Here is a 17,453-nt window from a genome sequence, read left to right on the forward strand (position 1 = left end):
CCGTGCTCCCGACCACGAGGGTTGACATGAAGATCGCCGTGACCGGCTCGATCGCGACCGACCACCTGATGAGCTTCCCCGGCCGCTTCGCCGACCAGCTCATCGCCGACCAGCTCGACAAGGTCTCGCTGTCCTTCCTCGTCGACGAGCTGGTGCTGCGGCGCGGTGGCACCGCCGCCAACATCGCGTTCGGCATGGCCCAGCTCGGGCTGCGACCGGTGCTCCTCGGCGCCGTCGGCGCGGACTTCGCCGACTACCGCTCCTGGCTGGAGCGGCACGGCGTGGACTGCGACTCGGTGCACGTCAGCGAGGTGGCGCACACGGCCCGCTTCGTCTGCACCACCGACACCGACATGTGCCAGATCGCCTCCTTCTACGCCGGCGCGATGAGCGAGGCCCGCAACATCGAGCTGTCCCCGGTCGCGCAGCGGCTCGGCGGGCTGGACCTGGTGCTGGTCAGCGCCAACGACCCGGCCGCGATGATCCGGCACTCCGCCGAGTGCCGCGACCGCGGCTACTCCTTCGTCGCCGACCCGTCGCAGCAGCTCGCCCGGATGGACGGCGCGGACGTGCTCGGCCTGATCGACGGCGCCGACTACCTGATGACCAACGAGTACGAGCGGTCGCTGCTGCAGAGCAAGGCCGGTCTCACCGACGAGCAGCTGCTGGACCGGGTGAAGGTGCGGGTCACCACGCTGGGCAAGCAGGGCGTGGAGATCGCCGGCCGGGAGGTCGGCACCATCCGGGTGCCGATCGCGCGGGAGATCCAGGCGGTCGACCCGACCGGCGTCGGCGACGGCTTCCGGGCCGGCTTCTTCGCCGCGCTCGACTGGGGCGTCGGCCTGGAGCGCGCGGCCCAGGTCGGCTGCCTGCTGGCCACGCTCGTGCTGGAGAACTTCGGCGGCCAGGAGTACGAGGTCCGCCGGGACCTGTTCGTGAAGCGGCTCGCCGAGTCGTACGGCGACGCGGCCGCCGAGGACGTCCGGCCGCACCTGCTGTGACCGGCGTGGCGGGCCCGGCCGGCGGCGGGGTGGACCCGGGGGTCCGCGCCGGTGCCGGCGGCCCGCTGCTGGTCGCGTTCGCCGGGCTGCCCGGCGTGGGCAAGAGCACCCTGGCCGCCCGGGTCGGCGCGGCGTTGCGCGCCCCGGTGCTCCCGGTCGACCCGGTCGAACGGGCGCTGGGCCGCCACGGCCTCACCGGCGACGTGCCCGGCATGGCCGCCTACGGCGCGGTCGCCGGGCTGGCCGAGGTGCAGCTCGGCCTGGGGTTCAGCGTCGTGGTCGACGCGGTGAACCCGGTCGCCAGCGCGCGCGGCCTCTGGCACGACCTGGCCGAGCGGGCCGGGGTGCCGCTGCGGGTGATCGAGGTGCACTGCGGCGACGAGGCGGAGCACCGCCGCCGGGTCGAGGCCCGGCCGCCCGAGGAGCACGTCACCTGGGAACAGACGCTGCGGCGCCGGGCCGAGTACGAGCCGCTGATCGGCCCGCGCCTGGTGGTCGACACCGCCGTGGCGGTCGACCCGCTTCCCGGCATCCTCGCCTACCTGGGCTGAGCTCCGACCGTCGCCGGCGTTAAAGGGGCCCCCTGCTCTACCGGAGGCGTTAAGAAGGGGCCCCTCCTTACACCCGGACGTCGTAGGCGGGCCCGGCGTGCGGGTGGGCGGCGAGGAACTCGTGCCCCCGCATCCGGCACCACGCCGGGATGTCCACCGCGGCGGCCGGGTCGTCGGCGAGCACCCGGACCACCGCGCCGGCCGGCAACCCGGGCACCCGGCGAGCGAGATTGATCACCGGCAGCGGGCAGCGCTGCCCCCGACAGTCGAGCACCTCGTCCGGTTCGCTCACAGGTCGGTCACCCCCGCCTCGGCGCGCAGGGCCGCGACGATCCCGGGCAGCTCGGCGAGGAACCGCTCCACGTCCGCCTCGGTGGTCTCCCGGTGCAGCGACACCCGCACGTTGCCGTGCGACAGCACTCCCATCGCCTCCAGCACATGTGACGGCCGCAACGTCGAGGACGTGCAGGACGAGCCGGAGGAGACCGCGAAGCCACGCCGGTCCAACGCGTGCAGCAGCGCCTCGCCGTCCACGTACAGGCAGGAGAACGTCACCAGGTGCGGTAACCGGTCCACCGGGTCGCCGACCACCTCCACGTCCGGCACCTCCGCCGCCACCCGGGTCCGGATCCGGTCCACCAGCGGCGCCAGCCGGGCCGCCTCGGCCGCCGCGTCGGCCGCCGCCGCGCGCAGGCTCGCCGCCGCGGCCACCACCGCCGGCAGGTTCACCACCCCCGGCGTACGCCCCGACTCCCGCTCGTCGGCCGGGTACGGCGACTCCCACCGGGTGCCCTTGCGCACCACCAGCAGCCCGACGCCGGGCGGGCCGCCCCACTTGTGCGCGCTGGCGGTCAGCACCGACCAGCCCGCCGGCAGCGGCGCCCGGCCGACCAGCTGCGCCGCGTCCACGTAGAGCGGCACCCCGGCCTCGGCGGACAGCTCGGCCGCGGCGGGCACCGGCTGCACGGTGCCCACCTCGTGGCTGGCCCCGATCAGCGCCGCGAGGGCCACGCCGGGCGCGGTCACCGCCGCCGCCCAGGCGTCCAGGTCCAGCCGGCCCAGCCGGTCCACGGGTACGGCGACCGCGTCGCCCCCACCGGCGGCATGCCGCTGCGCGGCGTGCAGCACCGCCGAGTGCTCGATCGCCGAGTGCACGAGCGTCGCCCCGGCCCGCCGCCGCCCGGCCAGGCCACCGAGTACGGCGGCGTGCGCCGCCGCCGTACCGCTGGGGGTGAAGGAGAGCTCGTCGGCGCGGACGCCGAGCGTCTGTGCGGCGGCCTCCCGGGCGGCGTCGAGGAGCTGGCGGGCCCGACGGGCCGGCGCGTAGAGCCGGGCCGGGTCGGCCCAGCCGTCGTCCAGGGCGGCCAGCATCGCCTGCCGCGCCACCGGGTGGAGCGGAGCGGCGCTGGCGGCGTCCAGGTAGACCGGGGAGGCGTCCATGACGTTCCACGCTATCGCTCGGGTACGCCCAAGATCCCCCCGATGGGGGCGGACAGTGACCCCAAGACGGTCAGGCCCGCCATGGTCGAGTAATCTGCGACCGTCGGTGACGCCTTTGCCGTCGGTGTCAAGAACACGGAATCGCCGCGGCGCGCTAGGGAGGCAGGACCAGGTGGTCGCAAGGAGTTCGGAGGTACGGCCGTCGGCCGTACGGCACAGCGCTTCCCCGGGGGCCGGTGGGCGCCGGCGGCGTGGTGCTGGTCGAATCGCCGGGCTCGGTCTCGGCGGAGCGGCGCTGCTGGTTCTGCTCACCGGCTGTGACGTCGGCAAGACGTTCGACGGCTTCGGCTGGCCGCAGGGCGGCATCACCCCCGAGTCGCACCGGATGTACGACCTGTGGATCGCGTCCTGCATCGCGGCGCTCGCGGTCGGCGTCTTCGTGTGGGGCCTGATCTTCTGGTGCGTGATCCGTTACCGCAAGCGCGGCAACGAGCTGCCGGTGCAGACCCGCTACAACCTGCCGATGGAGTTCCTCTACACCATCGCGCCGATCCTCGTGGTCTCCGTGCTCTTCTACTACACGGCGGTCGTGCAGACCGACGTCAACAAGGAGTCGAAGAACCCGGACGTCACCGTCGAGGTCGTCGCCTTCAAGTGGAACTGGCAGTTCAACTACCGCGACGGCCAGGGCCGCGACGCCAACACCGTCGCCTCGGTGCTGGGCACCAGCGAGGTCATCCCGGTGCTGGTGCTGCCGAGCGGCCGGTCGATCCGGTTCGAGGAGCAGAGCCGCGACGTCATCCACTCGTTCTGGGTGCCGGAGCTGCTGTTCAAGCGCGACGTGATGCCGGGCAACGTCCGCAACACGTTCGAGGTCTCCAGCATCGACCAGGAGGGCGCGTTCGTCGGCCGCTGCGCCGAGCTGTGCGGCAGCTACCACGCCTTCATGAACTTCGAGCTGCGGGTCGTCTCGCCGGAGAAGTACGAGCAGTTCCTGGCGGCCAAGAAGGGCGGCCAGTCGACCCAGGACGCGCTCAAGGCGATCGGCGAGCCCGAGTACGCCACCGAGACGAAGCCGTTCGACACCCGCCGCACCAAGGACAACTTCAACCCGTCCGACGCGACGGCCGGCGCGGGAAACTGAGGGGTTCGGCATGAAGACCGAGTGGAAGATCTTCCTGACCATCGCCACGTTCCTCCTCGGCGCGACCGTCCTCTACGGCGCCTGGACGTACGCCGACAGCGACGGTCACGTCGAGTGGGTCGGCACCGTGGCGCTGCTGCTCTCGTTCCTGCTCTGCGCGATGTGCGGCGGCTTCTTCTGGTTCGTCTCCCGCCGGATCGACCTGCGACCGGAGGACCGGGCCGACGGTGAGATCGCCGACGGCGCCGGTGAGATCGGCTTCTTCAGCCCGGGCAGCTACTGGCCGTTCGGCCTGGCCCTGGCCGCCGCGATCGCCGGCCTCGGGCTCGTGTTCTGGCAGTTCTGGCTGCTGGGCCTGGGCATGGTGGCGGTCGTCTTCGCCACCTGCGGGCTGCTCTTCGAGTACTACTCCGGCACCCGCCGCACCGCCGAGCACTGACCCCCGAACCACCAGTCAGGCCCGCCGCCCCTCCGGGGCAGCGGGCCTGACTGTTCCCCCCTCTGGCGCCGTCGACCATGAAGTTGGCGGCGCGATCCGCCCCTTTCATCCCGGCCAACTTCATGATCGACGGCTCTCCGTGGCGGGTGACGGCGGGGTGGCGTTCGTTGTGGACGACAGGTCGCCGAGGTCTCGGCCGGACACGGGTGGTGGCGCCCGGTGCGGGATGGCCGGGCGATCCCGCACCTCTCGCGCTTGCCCCTCTCGCGCCTGCCTCGCGCTCGTCCAGCGCCGACTCTGGGGCCACCTGTCGGTCCGCCCGATGCCTGCCCTGACCCACCTGTCTGAGGTTGATCAAGGAGTTTGTGTCGCCTGGGGCGTCGTCACCTGACGCCAACTCCTTGATCGCCGGGTGCTGGCGTGGAAGGGGAGTGGGTGGGGGATGGGCCGGGGGCGGTGGGGCCTGGCGGGATGGTGCTGGATGGTGGCGCGGTGGGACGGGCGTGGGTGCCTGCCTGGCGGGGGTCGGCTGCCGCCACGGGTCTGCCCGCCCGGCTCGGCCCAGGGGCCCAGCTTGGCCCAGCTTGGCCCAGCTTGGCCCGGCCCGGCCCGGCCCGGCCCGGCCCGGCCCGGCCCGGCTCGGCTCGGCCCGGCTCGGTTCGGCTCGGTTCGGCTCGGCCCGGCTCGGCTGGGCTCGGCTCTGCCCGGCCCGGCCCGGACGGGCCGAGACCGGCCTTGCCTGGCCCTGCCGGCGCCCCGCTCAGTCCTGCCCTACCCGGCGCGGTGGGGCAGTGGCCGAGGGCGGGGCCGCGGTCGGCTGGCGGGTGGGAGGGCTGTGACGTCGGTGCGCTGGTCGCCGCTGGCCGGCGGCGCGGACCTTTCGGTGGTGGCTCGTCCTCGCGAGGTCCGACCGGCGGACGAGAAGAAGATCGGCCTTGCGGCGGAGTGGGTCAGGCGGCGTGCCGGTGGGTGGCGCGTCGGGCCGGGCGGCGGGACGGGCGCAACGCGTGCGTGGCGATCAGGATCGCCGTGCCGCAGCCGGTGCAGATCAGCTCGGGGCAGTCGACGCCGTGCCCGTCGCCGCAGGGCGGCGCCTCGAACAGCACGACGCCCTCACAGGTGTCGCAGGGCAACTCGCGGGCGGACACGGGCGTCTCCTCTCGGTCCGGTGCCGGTCGAAGCGGGGAAGCCATCGCCCGAAAACGGAAAATTACTCCCGTGTAGCTTGGCACGCGGGTATGACAGACACCCGTTCAGGCGGTGCGGGCGACCTCCAGCCAGCGGTCCAACGCGGCAGCGGCGGAGCCCGAGTCCACCGACTCGGCGGCCCGGACCAGGTTGGCCCGCAGCGCCTCGTGCAGGTCGCCGTCGAGCGGGCCCTGGGTGGACAGCGCGACCGCGGCGTTCACCAGCACCGCGTCCCGCACCGGGCCGGTCTCGCCGGCCAGCAGCCGCCGGACCACGTCGGCGTTGTAGACGGCGTCTCCGCCCCGCAGGTCGGCCAGGGTGGCCCGGGGCACCCCGAGTTCCGCGGCGTCCAGCAGGGCCTCCCTGACGGCGCCCTGCTGGGCCACCCAGACCCGGGTCGGCGCGCCGGTGCTGAACTCGTCCAGCCCGTCCTCACCGCGGACCACGATCGCCGAGTCGCCCCGGGCGGCGAAGACGGCCGCCATCACCGGCGCCATCCGCCGGTCGAAGCAGCCGACCGCGCCCGCGCGCGGGCGCGCCGGGTTGGTCAGCGGGCCGAGGAAGTTGAACGCGGTGGGTACGCCGATCTCCCGCCGGACCGGACCGGTGTGGCGCATGCCGGGGTGGAACCGGGCGGCGAAGCAGAAGCCGATGCCGGCCTCGGTGACGCAGCGCGCCACCTGCTCCGGTTCCAGGTCCAGCGGCACGCCGAGCTGCTCCAGCACGTCGGCCGTGCCGCACGAGGAGGAGGCGGCCCGGTTGCCGTGCTTGACCACCCGGACCCCGGCGCCGGCGACCACGAGGGCGGCCATGGTGGAGATGTTGACCGTGTGGGCCAGGTCCCCGCCGGTGCCCACCACGTCCAGCGCGGTGGCGCGCACCTCTTCGGGCAGGCGTACCGGCACGGCCCGGGTGAGCATCGTCTCGACCAGGCCACCCAGCTCGGCCGGGGTCTCACCCTTGGTGCGCAGCGCCACGGCGAACCCGGCGATCTGCGCCGGGGTGGCCGAGCCGGCCATGATCTCGCCCATCGCCCAGGCGGTGTCGGCGGTGGAGAGCTCCTCGCCGCGCAGCAGCGCGTTGAGCAGAAGCGGCCAGGTCCGTTCGCCCATGGCGGGCCTCCCGAGCGGCGTGAGTGAAGCGGTTGGGGGGCGCGCGCCACGGCCGCGTCGCCGTGGCGCCGCGGGGTGGATCAGGCCGCGGCGTGGGTGCGGCGCAGCAGCTCGACCACGGTGCTGCCGGCGGTGACCGGGTCGAGCGGGTGGGTCAGCGTGGCGTCGACCTCGGCGTACGCGGCCAGCCAGCGGTCGGCGGCGCGGGCCAGCACCACGCAGGTCGGCGGCGCGTCGTCGCGGTCGTCCTTGATCTGGCGGGCGATGCCGATGCCGCCGCCCGGGCTCGCCTCGCCGTCGAGCAGCAGCAGGTCGATCTCGTAGTCGTCGACCAGCCGGACGCAGCCGGCGTAGTCGTCGGCCTCGACGAACTCGATCTCGATGCCGGGCGCCGGCCGGGTGCCGACGGCGAGCCGCATCCGGTCCCGGACCTTCGGGTCGTCGCTGTAGAGCAGGACAGTGCAAAGACGATCGCTCATCGTGACGTGGCTCCCACCTCGTAGCTGCCCGCTGATCGTAGCGGGCGTCACATTCGACCCGACGCCCCGCCCGGGCGTGACTCAGGCGCTGGCCTCCGCGGCCTTCTGGCGGGCCTCCTGGCGGTCCAGTTCCCGGTCCAGCCGGCGGGCCTCGCGCTCGGACTGCTTGATCCACTGGACCACCAGCACGGCCAGCATGGTGACGCTGACGAACTCACCGCCGGCCCAGAGCACGCCGCCGGCGACCACCTGGTCCTCCCAGGGGTCGGACCAGGACAGGTTCAGCGACGGGTACCAGTCGCCGCCGAACAGCGTGGTGCTCTGCATGATGGTGAGCCCGAGCACGGTGTGGAACGGCACGGAGAGCACCATGAGCAGCGCCCGGGCCGGGTAGGGCCAGCGGCCGGGCAGCGGGTCCAGGCCGAGCAACGGCCAGAAGAAGACGCAGCCGGTGGCGATGAAGTGCGCGTGCACCAGCTCGTGCGCCCACTCGTGCCGCAGCGTGAACTCGTAGAGGTCGGTGAAGTAGAGCGCGAACGGGTTCACCACGAAGATGGTGAACGCCACCAGCGGGAAGCTGTAGATCCGGGCGATCCGGCTGTGCACGATCGCCAGCAGCCGCTTGCGGGGCCGCACCGGCAGCGTGCGCAGCGCCAGCGTCACCGGGGCGCCGAGGGCCAGGAAGATCGGCGCGATCATCGACAGCACCATGTGCTGCACCATGTGCACCGAGAGCAGGGCGGTGTCGTACGCGCCGAGGCCGGTGAGCGTGACGAGCGCGATGCCGCCGAGGCCGGGGCCGAGGAACGACACCGTGCGGATGACCGGCCAGCGGTCGCCGCGCAGCCGCAACCGGTGCACCCCGTAGAGGTAGAGGCCGGCGGCGAGCACGAGGCCCAGGGTGAGCCAGCTGTCCAGCCGGGTCTCGGTGAGCACCCGGGCGACGGTGAACGGCGGCGGGGCGGCCTCGCCTCCCGCCGCGAGCGTCGCCGGAGCCGCCGAGGTGACGGCGAGGATCTGATCGACGTGCAGCACGCTTTTCAGGGTAGGTCAGGCGAAGCGGACGACCACGATCGGGCCACTGCGGGCACCGGTTTGCCACCCCGCTGATCGTCGGTCCCGGTCAAGGGCAATAATGACCGCGTGACTGCGGCCCCAGCCATTGACAAGAGCCGGATCCACTCCCTGACGCGTCCCAACATGGTCAGCGTCGGGACGATCGTGTGGCTCTCCAGCGAACTCATGTTCTTCGCGGCGCTGTTCGCGATGTACTTCTCGATCCGCGCGGCGGCGCCGGAGCTGTGGGAGAAGCACACCGAGGCCCTCGACGTGCCCTACGCGACCACCTTCACGGTGATCCTGGTGCTCTCCTCGGTGACCTGCCAGCTCGGTGTCTTCGCGGCCGAGAAGGGCGACGTCCACGCCCTGCGTCGGTGGTTCACGATCACCTTCGTGATGGGCCTGATCTTCGTGCTCGGTCAGCTCAACGAGTACCGCCACCTGGTGCACGAGGGCGTCAAGATCAACGAAGACGGTTACGGGTCGATGTTCTACCTCACCACCGGCTTCCACGGTCTGCACGTGACCGGCGGTCTGGTCGCCTTCATCATCTTCATGATCCGCACCACCATGGGTCGGTTCACCCCGGCCCAGGCGACCTCGGCGATCGTCGTGTCCTACTACTGGCACTTCGTCGACGTCGTGTGGATCGGGCTCTACGCCATGATCTACTGGCTTCAGTGATCTTGGCGCGTCACGAACCGCGCCGCTGCTCCGTCCCCTGAGACAAGGTCCAACCGGTTAAGGACACAGGTCATGACTTCTGACAACGACCGCCGACGCGGTCTGCTCGCGCGGCTGCGCGGGCGGCCCGTAGCGCGCAGCAGGGGCCGCCGCCGGCTGGGCGCCGCGGTCCGGCTGGCCGCCGCGCTGATGCTGGCCGGCGGCGCCTACACCGTCTTCGCCCCGGGCGTGCAGGCGCAGGACAACCCGCCGCTGAGCGCCGCCGGCAACGAGGGCAAGGCGCTGTTCGACGTGAGCTGTGTGACCTGTCACGGTCGCAACGCCCAGGGCGTCGAGGGGCGGGGTCCGAGCCTGATCGGCGTCGGATCGGCCTCGGTCGAGTTCCAGGTCAGCAGCGGCCGCATGCCGATGGCCCGGCAGGAGGCCCAGGCGATGCGCAAGCCGCCGGTCTTCACCGACGAGCAGGTGCGCCAGCTGGGCCAGTACATCCAGGAGCTGGGCGGTGGCCCGCAGGTGCCGTCGGGCAACCTGCGTGAGGGCGCCAACATGTCCACCGGTGGCGAGCTGTTCCGGATCAACTGCTCGCAGTGCCACGCCTTCGGCGGTGGCGGCGGCGCGCTCTCCTCCGGCAAGTACGCCCCGAGCCTGAAGCCGGCCAGCGACCGGCAGATCTACGCCGCCATGCTGAGCGGCCCGCAGAACATGCCGGTGTTCGGCGACAACCAGATCACTCCGCAGGAGAAGGCGGACATCATCGCCTACATCCAGGAGACCCTCAAGCACGACCAGGACCAGGGCGGTTTCAACCTGGGCCGGTACGGCCCGTCGACCGAGGGTCTGGCGATCTTCCTGGTCGGCATCGTCGCGCTGGTCTTCGCGAGCCTGTGGATTGCGGGCAAGTCGTGACCCGGCCGAACATCTGTATCATTGCCCTGGTGCCGGCCACCGGCGCCACGCGTAGCGAGGTGACGGCATGAGCACCCACACCGAGCACCAGGCCCAGTCGGGCCCGGAGCCGCTCGACGTGAACGACCCCCGGCTCTCCCGGTTCGACATCGTGCAGGAAGGCGCCCGGCGCGACGACATCGAGATCGTCCACTACGAGGCGCAGGTGGTCCCGGGCAGCAAGGCCGAGCGCCGGCTGACCCGCACGGTCGCCATGATGTTCCTGCTGACCGGCGCCTTCGCCACCGCCTTCCTGGCGATCTACATCTGGTGGCCGTGGCAGTGGGAGGCCGGTCGGGGCGGCGACAAGCTCTACACCCCGCTGCTCGGGCTGACCCTGGGCCTGGCGCTCCTCGGCGTCGGCTTCGGCATCCTGACCTGGGGCAAGAAGCTGCTGCCCAAGGAGGTCTCGATCCAGGACCGGCACGACCAGGTGAACAACCCGGAGGATCGCAAGATCACCGGTGAGACCATGCTCTACCTGGCCGACGAGCTCGGGGTGAAGCGCCGTCCGCTGCTCGGCATCTCGCTGCTCGCCGGTCTCGCGCCGGTCGGCGCGGTGATCGCGGCTCCGCTGGTCGGTGGTCTGATCCAGCAGCCGCACAAGAACAACCAGATGTTCACCACCGGCTTCCAGCCGGCCGAGGGCGGCGAGAAGATCCGGCTGATCCGCGAGGACGGCCGCCCGATCCGCCCCGCGGACGTCAGCGTCGGCGGTCAGCTCACCGTGTTCCCCGGCATCGAGGGTGGCGTCAGCAACAAGCACGCCGACTCGCCGACCCTGCTCATCCACCTGCGCGAGGACGACGCGCAGAAGTCGCGCGAGGCGAACGAGCGCAAGGGTCGCGGCGACTACATGTGGGGCAACTACGTCGCGTTCTCCAAGATCTGCACGCACGCCGGCTGCCCGGCCAGCCTCTACGAGCAGCAGACCAACCGGCTGCTCTGCCCCTGCCACCAGTCGCAGTTCCTCATCACCGACAACGCCAAGCCGATCTTCGGCCCGGCGAACCGGCCGCTGCCGCAGCTGCCGATCGAGGTGGACGAGGAGGGCTTCTTCGTGGCGAGGTCCGACTACACCGAGACCATCGGTCCCGACTTCTGGGAGCGGCCATGAAGCGCCGAAAGTTCGATCGGGCCGCGCTGCCGGCCAAGACCGCCGGGGCGGTTGACGACCGCTTCCAGGTCGCCACGCCGCTGCGCAAGCTGCTGAACAAGGTCTTCCCCGACCACTGGTCGTTCCTGCTCGGCGAGATCGCGCTCTTCTCGTTCGTGGTCCTGCTGCTGACCGGTGTGTTCCTGACCTTCTTCTACGAGCCGGCGATGACCGAGGTGGTCTACGACGGCAGCTACGCCCCGCTGCGTGGCACCCCGATGTCGGCCGCGTACGCCTCCAGCCTGGACCTCTCGTTCGACGTCCGCGGTGGCCTGATCATGCGGCAGATGCACCACTGGGCGGCCCTGCTGTTCATGGCCGCGATCGTGGTGCACATGCTCCGGGTCTTCTTCACCGGCGCGTTCCGCAAGCCGCGTGAGACCAACTGGATCATCGGCTCGCTGCTGTTCTGGGTCGGCTTCCTGGCCGGCTTCACCGGCTACTCGCTGCCGGACGACGGCCTGTCCGGCACCGGTCTGCGGATCGCCTCCGGCATCATCCTGTCGATCCCGGTGATCGGTTCCTGGGTCAGCTCGTCGATCTTCGGCGGGGAGTTCCCCGGCACCATCATCATCAGCCGCTTCTTCATCGCCCACGTGCTGCTCATCCCGGGCCTGCTGGTGGCGCTGATCAGCGTGCACCTGGGCCTGGTGTTCAAGCAGAAGCACACCCAGTGGCCCGGCCCCGGCCGGACCAACGAGAACGTGGTCGGCGAGCGGATGTTCCCGCGCTACGCGCTCAAGCAGGGCGGCTTCTTCATGGTCGTCTTCGGCGTGATCGCGCTGATGGGTGGCCTCTTCCAGATCAACCCGATCTGGTACTTCGGCCCGTACGAGGCGTGGGTCGTCTCGGCGGCCAGCCAGCCCGACTGGTACGTCATGTTCCTCGACGGCTCGACCCGACTCATGCCGGGCTGGGAGATCAGCATCCCGATCGGCGACGGATACGTCATCCCGCCGCTGTTCTGGCCGACGGTCGTGCTCCCGGGCATCCTGGTGGGCCTGTCGACGATGTACCCGTTCCTGGAGGCGCGCCGCCTCAAGGACTACAAGCACCACAACCTGCTCCAGCGGCCCCGGGACGTTCCGGCCCGGACCGCGGTGGGCGCCATGGCCGTCGCCTTCTACATCGTGCTGACGCTCTCCGGCGGCAACGACGTGATCGCCGACAAGTTCCACATCAGCTTGAACGCGATGACCTGGGCCGGCCGGATCGGTCTGCTGGTCGTCCCGCCGCTGGCCTACTACATCACCTACCGGATCTGCCTGGGTCTCCAGCAGCACGACCGGGAGGTGCTGGCCCACGGCGTGGAGACCGGCATCATCCGACGCCTGCCGGACGGCCGGTTCGTCGAGGTCCACCAGCCGCTGACCTCGGCGGACGGCCACGACGGTCACGCGCCGGCGCTGGACTACGTCGGCTGGGTGGTGCCGAAGAAGATGAACCGGCTGGGCGCCCTCGGACCCGCCATCCGGGGCTTCTTCTACCCGATCGAGAAGCCGGCCGAGGCGCCGGTCTCCCCGGGCCACCCGCCGGTCGAGCCCCGACCGGAGCGGGAGGAGATCAGCAGCGGCGAGAGCCGTCGCTGACCCCGCCGCGTACGACTGACCGTGGCGCCCGCCGGACCATCCGGCGGGCGCCACGGCCGTTTCCGGCACTGTCGTCCGGTTGTGCCCGCCGGACGCCCGGCGGCCCCGCTCCGGTGCCCCGCCGCCCCGCGACACGGACGGGTGGAATCGCAGGAATAACCCCGGTCAGCCGGGTATCCGTGCGGTCCGACGTCTCATGGGGGAGGAAGCATGTTGGGAATCAAACGCCTGGGCCTGCTGGCCGCGCTGGTGGTCGTGGGGCTGGCGCCCGCCGCCGCGGCGCAGGCCGCGGCGCAGCCGTCGACGCAGGACACCCAGTATCTGCAGGCGGTGCACCAGGTCAACCTGTTCGAGATCACCGCCGGTAACCTGGCCCAGCAGAAGGGCCAGAACCAGCAGGTCAAGGACCTGGGCAAGATGTTCGTCACGGACCACACCCAGCTGGACCAGACGGTGCAGTCGACCGCCCAGCAGCTGAACGTGCAGCTGCCGGCCGACCCCACCGCCGACCAGCAGAAGGTCCTCGACAAGCTGAACAACCTCAGCGGGGCCGAGTTCGACAAGGCGTGGGTGACCGCCCAGCTGGCCGGCCACGTCCAGGCCATCCAGGCCACCCAGACGGAGATCTCGCAGGGCTCCGAGCAGTCGGTGGTGCAGATCGCCCAGGACGCGCTGCCGGTCCTCCAGGCGCACTACGACGCGTTGGTGGCCCTGGCCCAGACCCTGGGCATCCCGGTTCCGCAGACCAGCGCCAGCGGCACGCCCAGCCCGGGCGGCACCACGTCGCCGGCGCCGGGTGGTGGCGGCACCGAGTCGCCGGCTCCGGGCGGCACCGAGACCGAGGAGCCCGCTCCGGGCACCGAGTCCCCGGCGCCCGCGCAGAGCTGACGCACCGCACGACCCAGGTCGGCCGGCCCGTCCCCACCAGGGGCGGGCCGGCCGCCGCCGGTCTCAGTCGGCGTTGGCCAGCCCGATCGCGAACGCCTCCTCCAGGTCGTGCTGCGAGTAGGCGCGGAACGCGATGTGCGACTCGGTGTTCAGCACGCCGGGCACCTTGGAGATGCTGCCGGCGATGACCTGGGCGATCTGCTCGAACTCCCGGACCCGGACCATGGCGATCAGGTCGACGTGCCCGGCCACCGAGTAGACCTCGCTGACGCCGGGCAGGTTGGCCAGGGTCTCGGCCACCTCGGGGATGGAGTCGGTGGCGCAGTCGATCAGCACGATCGCGGTGATCACGGGACGTTTCTCCGTTCGTCGGCGACGAGGCCCATGCTAGAGCCCGGCGCGGTCACCGCGCGGCCGGGACGGTCAGGTCGGCGCCGGCCCGGACCACGCGATCGAGGCGTTCCCCGGCGGCGACGGTCGCGCCCGGCCAGATCACCGACCGGTCGACCGTGCCGTGGACCCGGGCGCCGGCGCCCACCACCGAGCGGATGACCCGGCCGTCCACGGTGGCGGACGGGTCGACCAGCCCGTCCGGGCCGGCGGCGTGCAGGTTAGCGGCCAGATAGTCGGCCGGCGTGCCGGTGTCGTAGAAGGTGCCCCGGTAGGGGACCACGGTCAGCGCGCCGGCCGCCTCCGCCGGCCGCCACACCGCCCGGACCAGGTCGCCGAACGTGGCCGGCAGGTCCCGGACCATCCGCCAGGGCAGGAGCGAGAAACCGACGAAGCGGTGCCCGTCGAAGGTGCCGGGGGCGGCCGGGTCGTCCGCCGGCTGTCCGAGCAGGCGTACGCTCCGCCCGTCCCAGCCGTCCAGCAGCGCGGCCACGTCCGGGCCCGGTGGGGTTTCCGGGTCGGCCAGGTAGGCGTCGGCGTTGCCGACGAGCACGCCCCGCCCGGCGATCCAGTCCCGCAGCCGTCCCAGCCCGCCGGCGGTGCCCAGCGGGTCGCCGGGCTCGACCGACAGGTGCGCCCGGTCACCCACCCGGGCCACCACCTGGTCGCCCAGGTAGCAGGCGTTCACCGCGACCCGGTCCGGGCCGGTCAGGCCGAGGCCGGCCAACCGTGCCAGGGCCCGGTCGAGCAGCGGCACGTTGCCGACCGGGCAGAGCGCCTTGGGCACCCGCTCGGTGAGCGGGCGCAGCCGGGTGCCCTCACCCGCTGCCAGCACGACCGCGCACACCTCGACCCCGGCCGTCGTCGCTCCGGCCGCCGGTGGGCTCACGCGGCCGGTGGCGTCACCGGCGGGACCTCGCCGGCGCGCGGCCCGATGCCGTAGTAGCCGAGCAGGTTGGCGGTGGCGCGGCTGAGCCGGGGCAGGTCGTCCAGCGGATGCCAGGCGGCCTCGAAGACCTCGGCCCCGTCGACCGCCAGCTCGGTGCGCGACGCCGGCACCTCCGCCTCGAACACCACATCGACCCAGCCCTTGGCGTGCACGACCGCGTTCGGCACGGCCGGCCGGAGCGCGTCGGGGGAGAGGCGGACGCCGGACTCCTCGTACAGTTCCCGGGCGGCGCCGACCACGGGCGCCTCACCGCGTTGCAGCAGACCGGCCGGCAGGGTCCAGCTGTGGCCGGGCGGCTGGCGCAGCAGCAGGATCCGCCCGGCGCCGGTGGCCTCCGTGTCCCGGACCAGGGTGACCGCCCCCACGATGTACTTCGGCACGGCCATCCGCACCAGTCGCCGCCGCAGCGGGACCGGAAGCCGGTAGAAGAGCTGGTAGCCGAGGGCCCGTCCGGTGGCACGCGCGCGGGGGATCATGCGTCCAGGCTAGTGGCCGCCGGGCGGACGCGGGCGAACGACCTTCGCCCTACTGTCGGTGGTCGACCAAATCGATGAGTTGCTGGACCACCGTGTCCGGCTCGACCGTGCGGTCGAAGACCGCCACCAGCAGCGTCTCCAGGTCGGGGTAGCCCAACTCCTCGGAGAGCCGCAGCAGCGGCAGGTCGCTGGCCAGGCCCCGGTTGTGCTTGCGCAGCGCCAGCCCGATGGAGGCGCGGCCGAGGCGGACCTTGTCGGCGATCGAGATGCCCGGCTCGGTGTGCTCGGCGAACCAGCGGTTGATCTGCATCTGGGCGTGCGGGGACTTGACGAAGCCCAGCCACTCCCGGCGCGGGCCGCGCGGGGCCACGTCCACCTCGAAGCCGCTCTCCGCGTCGCTCTCGGTGAAGATCTCCACCACGTCGCCCTCCTCCAGCTCGGAGGAGAGCGGGGCCAACCGGCCGTTGATCCGTGCGGCCAGGCAGTGGTCGCCGCGCTCGGTGCCCAGCTCGTACGCGAGGTCGACCGGGGTGGCCCCGGCCGGCAGCACCACCTGGCGACCGTCGGCGACCACCTGGATCTGCGCCTCGGCCAGGTCGCACCGCAGCGACGCCATGAACTGGGTCGGGTCGACCGTGTCCTGCTCCCAGTCGAGCACCCGGCGCAGCCAGGCCAACTCGTCGGCCCGGTCGGCGGCCCGGCCCGCGGCCCGGGGGAAGCGGTAGTGGGCGGCCACGCCGTACTCCGCGGAGCGGTGCATCTCGCTGGTGCGGATCAGCACCTCCACGGTGCGGTCCTGCGGGCCGCACACACTGGTGTGCAGCGAGCGGTAGAGGTTGTTCTTCGGGGAGGCGATGAAGTCCTTGAACCGGCCCGGCACCGGCCGCCAGAGGCCGTGCACGGCGCCGAGCGCGGCATAGCAGTCGGTCGGCGGGCCGTCCACCACGATCGCGATGCGCGGCAGGTCGTAGGGGGCGGCGTGGTCGCCGGCGACCGTGTCCTTCCAGATCGAGTAGAGGTGTCGCGGCCGGGGGGACACCTCGGCGTCCACCCGGTTGCGGCGCAACGCGGCCCGGGTCCGGGCCACCACGTCGCCCAGGTAGGCGTCCCAGCCCGGCCGGTCGTGCACGAACCGTTCGATCCGCGCGTGCTCGTCGGGTTGGAGGTGCAGCAGCACCACGTCGTCCAGCTCCCGTTTGAGGGTCTGGATGCCCAGCCGGTCGCAGAGCGGGACCAGCACCTCCTGCGTCTTGCGGGCGATCCGCTCCCGCGAGGCGGCCGAGCGGACGCCGAGGGTGCGCATGTTGTGCAGTCGGTCGGCCAGCTTGATGACCAGGACCCGGACGTCCTTGCCGGCCGCCACGATCATCTTGCGGACGGTCTCCGCCTCGGCGGCCTTGCCGTAGAACGCCTTGTCGAACTTGGTCACGCCGTCGACCAGGTGGGCCACCTCGCGGCCGAAGTCCTCCTGGAGCGCCTGGAGCGTGTAGCGGGTGTCCTCGACGGTGTCGTGCAGCAGCGCGGCGACCAGGGTGGTGGTGTCCATGCCGAGGTCGGCGCAGATCTGCGCCACCGCGAGGGGGTGGGTGATGTAGGGCTCGCCGCTCTTGCGGAACTGGCCGCGGTGCATGTTCTCGGCGATCGTGTAGGCCCGGCGCAGCACCGGGGCGTCGGCGCTGGGGTGGATCCCGCGGTGGGTGCGGACCAGGGCGGTGACCGGGTCGCCGTCGGTGGTGGGCCAGGTGAGCAGGGAGCGCAGGCGGCGGGTGAGCGGCAGCTCGCCCTGGGTCGGAAGGGCGCCGCCCAGGGCGGCGCCGTGTCCGGCGTCGACGTCCACCTGGGACACCTCCTCACCCCGACCCTCGACCGCCGGGACCGGCGACCGGGAGCAGGCCCGCGAATCGGGCAGGTCTGCACTTCTTTAACAGACTAAGGGAGTCGACGTAGTCCGATCGGACACTTG

19 protein-coding genes are annotated in these 17,453 nt (G+C 72.2%); 9 read left to right on the forward strand and 10 right to left on the reverse strand.

The genetic code is table 11. From position 1 onward, the window contains the following. Nucleotides 1-26: 26 nt before the first annotated feature. Nucleotides 27-1,001, forward strand: a complete 975-nt coding sequence (locus GA0070622_RS10915) for a carbohydrate kinase family protein (protein WP_091573195.1) — start codon at nucleotides 27-29, stop codon at nucleotides 999-1,001. Continuing rightward, nucleotides 998-1,552: a P-loop nucleotide/nucleoside kinase family protein gene (locus GA0070622_RS10920; protein WP_091573196.1), complete on the forward strand. Its 555-nt coding sequence runs from the start codon at nucleotides 998-1,000 to the stop codon at nucleotides 1,550-1,552. The genes GA0070622_RS10915 and GA0070622_RS10920 overlap by 4 nt, the downstream gene beginning before the upstream one ends. Nucleotides 1,553-1,619: 67 nt before the next feature. Here the strand turns inward: GA0070622_RS10920 and GA0070622_RS10925 are convergent, their stop codons facing one another. Further along, nucleotides 1,620-1,844, reverse strand: coding sequence for a sulfurtransferase TusA family protein (locus GA0070622_RS10925; RefSeq protein WP_091573197.1), 225 nt, complete (start codon nucleotides 1,842-1,844; stop codon nucleotides 1,620-1,622). Then, nucleotides 1,841-2,992, reverse strand: coding sequence for a cysteine desulfurase family protein (locus GA0070622_RS10930; protein ID WP_091573198.1), 1,152 nt, complete (start codon nucleotides 2,990-2,992; stop codon nucleotides 1,841-1,843). The genes GA0070622_RS10925 and GA0070622_RS10930 overlap by 4 nt, the downstream gene beginning before the upstream one ends. Nucleotides 2,993-3,164: 172 nt before the next feature. Here GA0070622_RS10930 and ctaC point away from each other — a divergent pair, with 172 nt between their 5' ends. Then, nucleotides 3,165-4,136 (forward strand): aa3-type cytochrome oxidase subunit II, encoded by a 972-nt coding sequence (ctaC, locus tag GA0070622_RS10935; RefSeq protein WP_091573199.1) that lies wholly within the window; start codon nucleotides 3,165-3,167, stop codon nucleotides 4,134-4,136. Nucleotides 4,137-4,146: 10 nt separating this feature from the next. After that, the gene (locus GA0070622_RS10940) at nucleotides 4,147-4,575 is read left to right on the forward strand and encodes a cytochrome c oxidase subunit 4 (RefSeq protein WP_091573200.1); all 429 of its coding nucleotides are present in this window, start codon (nucleotides 4,147-4,149) and stop codon (nucleotides 4,573-4,575) included. A 950-nt stretch (nucleotides 4,576-5,525) separates the two neighbouring features. On the opposite strand, the gene GA0070622_RS10945 is transcribed toward GA0070622_RS10940, so the two are convergent. The 4 genes from GA0070622_RS10945 to GA0070622_RS10960 form a co-directional block, all read right to left on the reverse strand. Further along, the gene (locus GA0070622_RS10945; protein ID WP_091573201.1) at nucleotides 5,526-5,723 is read right to left on the reverse strand and encodes a hypothetical protein; all 198 of its coding nucleotides are present in this window, start codon (nucleotides 5,721-5,723) and stop codon (nucleotides 5,526-5,528) included. A gap of 105 nt (nucleotides 5,724-5,828) precedes the next feature. Beyond that, a complete protein-coding gene (gene trpD / locus GA0070622_RS10950) occupies nucleotides 5,829-6,875 on the reverse strand; it encodes an anthranilate phosphoribosyltransferase (RefSeq protein WP_091573202.1) in 1,047 nt (348 codons plus the stop codon). A gap of 80 nt (nucleotides 6,876-6,955) precedes the next feature. Further along, a complete protein-coding gene (locus tag GA0070622_RS10955) occupies nucleotides 6,956-7,354 on the reverse strand; it encodes a hypothetical protein (RefSeq protein WP_091573203.1) in 399 nt (132 codons plus the stop codon). An 81-nt stretch (nucleotides 7,355-7,435) separates the two neighbouring features. Further along, entirely contained in the window at nucleotides 7,436-8,389 is a 954-nt protein-coding gene (locus tag GA0070622_RS10960; protein WP_091573204.1) for a cytochrome c oxidase assembly protein, read from the reverse strand. 108 nt (nucleotides 8,390-8,497) lie between these two features. Here GA0070622_RS10960 and ctaE point away from each other — a divergent pair, with 108 nt between their 5' ends. From ctaE to GA0070622_RS10985, 5 genes are all read left to right on the forward strand, one after another. Beyond that, a complete protein-coding gene (gene ctaE / locus GA0070622_RS10965) occupies nucleotides 8,498-9,097 on the forward strand; it encodes an aa3-type cytochrome oxidase subunit III (RefSeq protein ID WP_091573205.1) in 600 nt (199 codons plus the stop codon). A 72-nt stretch (nucleotides 9,098-9,169) separates the two neighbouring features. Further along, nucleotides 9,170-10,003: a cytochrome bc1 complex diheme cytochrome c subunit gene (gene qcrC / locus GA0070622_RS10970; RefSeq protein WP_091573206.1), complete on the forward strand. Its 834-nt coding sequence runs from the start codon at nucleotides 9,170-9,172 to the stop codon at nucleotides 10,001-10,003. Between the two features lie 67 nt (nucleotides 10,004-10,070). Then, a complete protein-coding gene (gene qcrA, locus GA0070622_RS10975) occupies nucleotides 10,071-11,159 on the forward strand; it encodes a cytochrome bc1 complex Rieske iron-sulfur subunit (protein ID WP_091573207.1) in 1,089 nt (362 codons plus the stop codon). After that, on the forward strand, nucleotides 11,156-12,787 hold the full coding sequence (gene qcrB / locus GA0070622_RS10980; RefSeq protein WP_091573208.1) for a cytochrome bc1 complex cytochrome b subunit: 1,632 nt from the start codon (nucleotides 11,156-11,158) through the stop codon (nucleotides 12,785-12,787). Before qcrA ends, qcrB begins: the two co-directional genes overlap by 4 nt. Before the next feature lie 210 nt (nucleotides 12,788-12,997). Continuing rightward, nucleotides 12,998-13,675, forward strand: coding sequence for a DUF4142 domain-containing protein (locus GA0070622_RS10985; protein ID WP_091573209.1), 678 nt, complete (start codon nucleotides 12,998-13,000; stop codon nucleotides 13,673-13,675). Between the two features lie 63 nt (nucleotides 13,676-13,738). Here GA0070622_RS10985 and GA0070622_RS10990 read toward each other — a convergent pair whose 3' ends face one another. From GA0070622_RS10990 to GA0070622_RS11005, 4 genes are read right to left on the reverse strand one after another with little or no spacing between them, the layout of a single operon-like run. Beyond that, entirely contained in the window at nucleotides 13,739-14,026 is a 288-nt protein-coding gene (locus tag GA0070622_RS10990) for an Lrp/AsnC family transcriptional regulator (RefSeq protein ID WP_013287689.1), read from the reverse strand. A gap of 52 nt (nucleotides 14,027-14,078) precedes the next feature. Continuing rightward, a complete protein-coding gene (locus tag GA0070622_RS10995; protein ID WP_091573210.1) occupies nucleotides 14,079-14,954 on the reverse strand; it encodes a nucleotidyltransferase family protein in 876 nt (291 codons plus the stop codon). Continuing rightward, on the reverse strand, nucleotides 14,951-15,490 hold the full coding sequence (locus GA0070622_RS11000; protein WP_091573211.1) for an NUDIX hydrolase: 540 nt from the start codon (nucleotides 15,488-15,490) through the stop codon (nucleotides 14,951-14,953). The genes GA0070622_RS10995 and GA0070622_RS11000 overlap by 4 nt, the downstream gene beginning before the upstream one ends. A 49-nt stretch (nucleotides 15,491-15,539) precedes the next feature. Beyond that, nucleotides 15,540-17,327: a RelA/SpoT family protein gene (locus GA0070622_RS11005; RefSeq protein WP_091577163.1), complete on the reverse strand. Its 1,788-nt coding sequence runs from the start codon at nucleotides 17,325-17,327 to the stop codon at nucleotides 15,540-15,542. Nucleotides 17,328-17,453: the final 126 nt, after the last annotated feature.

The sequence above is a fragment of the Micromonospora sediminicola genome, assembly GCF_900089585.1.
Taxonomy (GTDB): domain Bacteria; phylum Actinomycetota; class Actinomycetes; order Mycobacteriales; family Micromonosporaceae; genus Micromonospora; species Micromonospora sediminicola.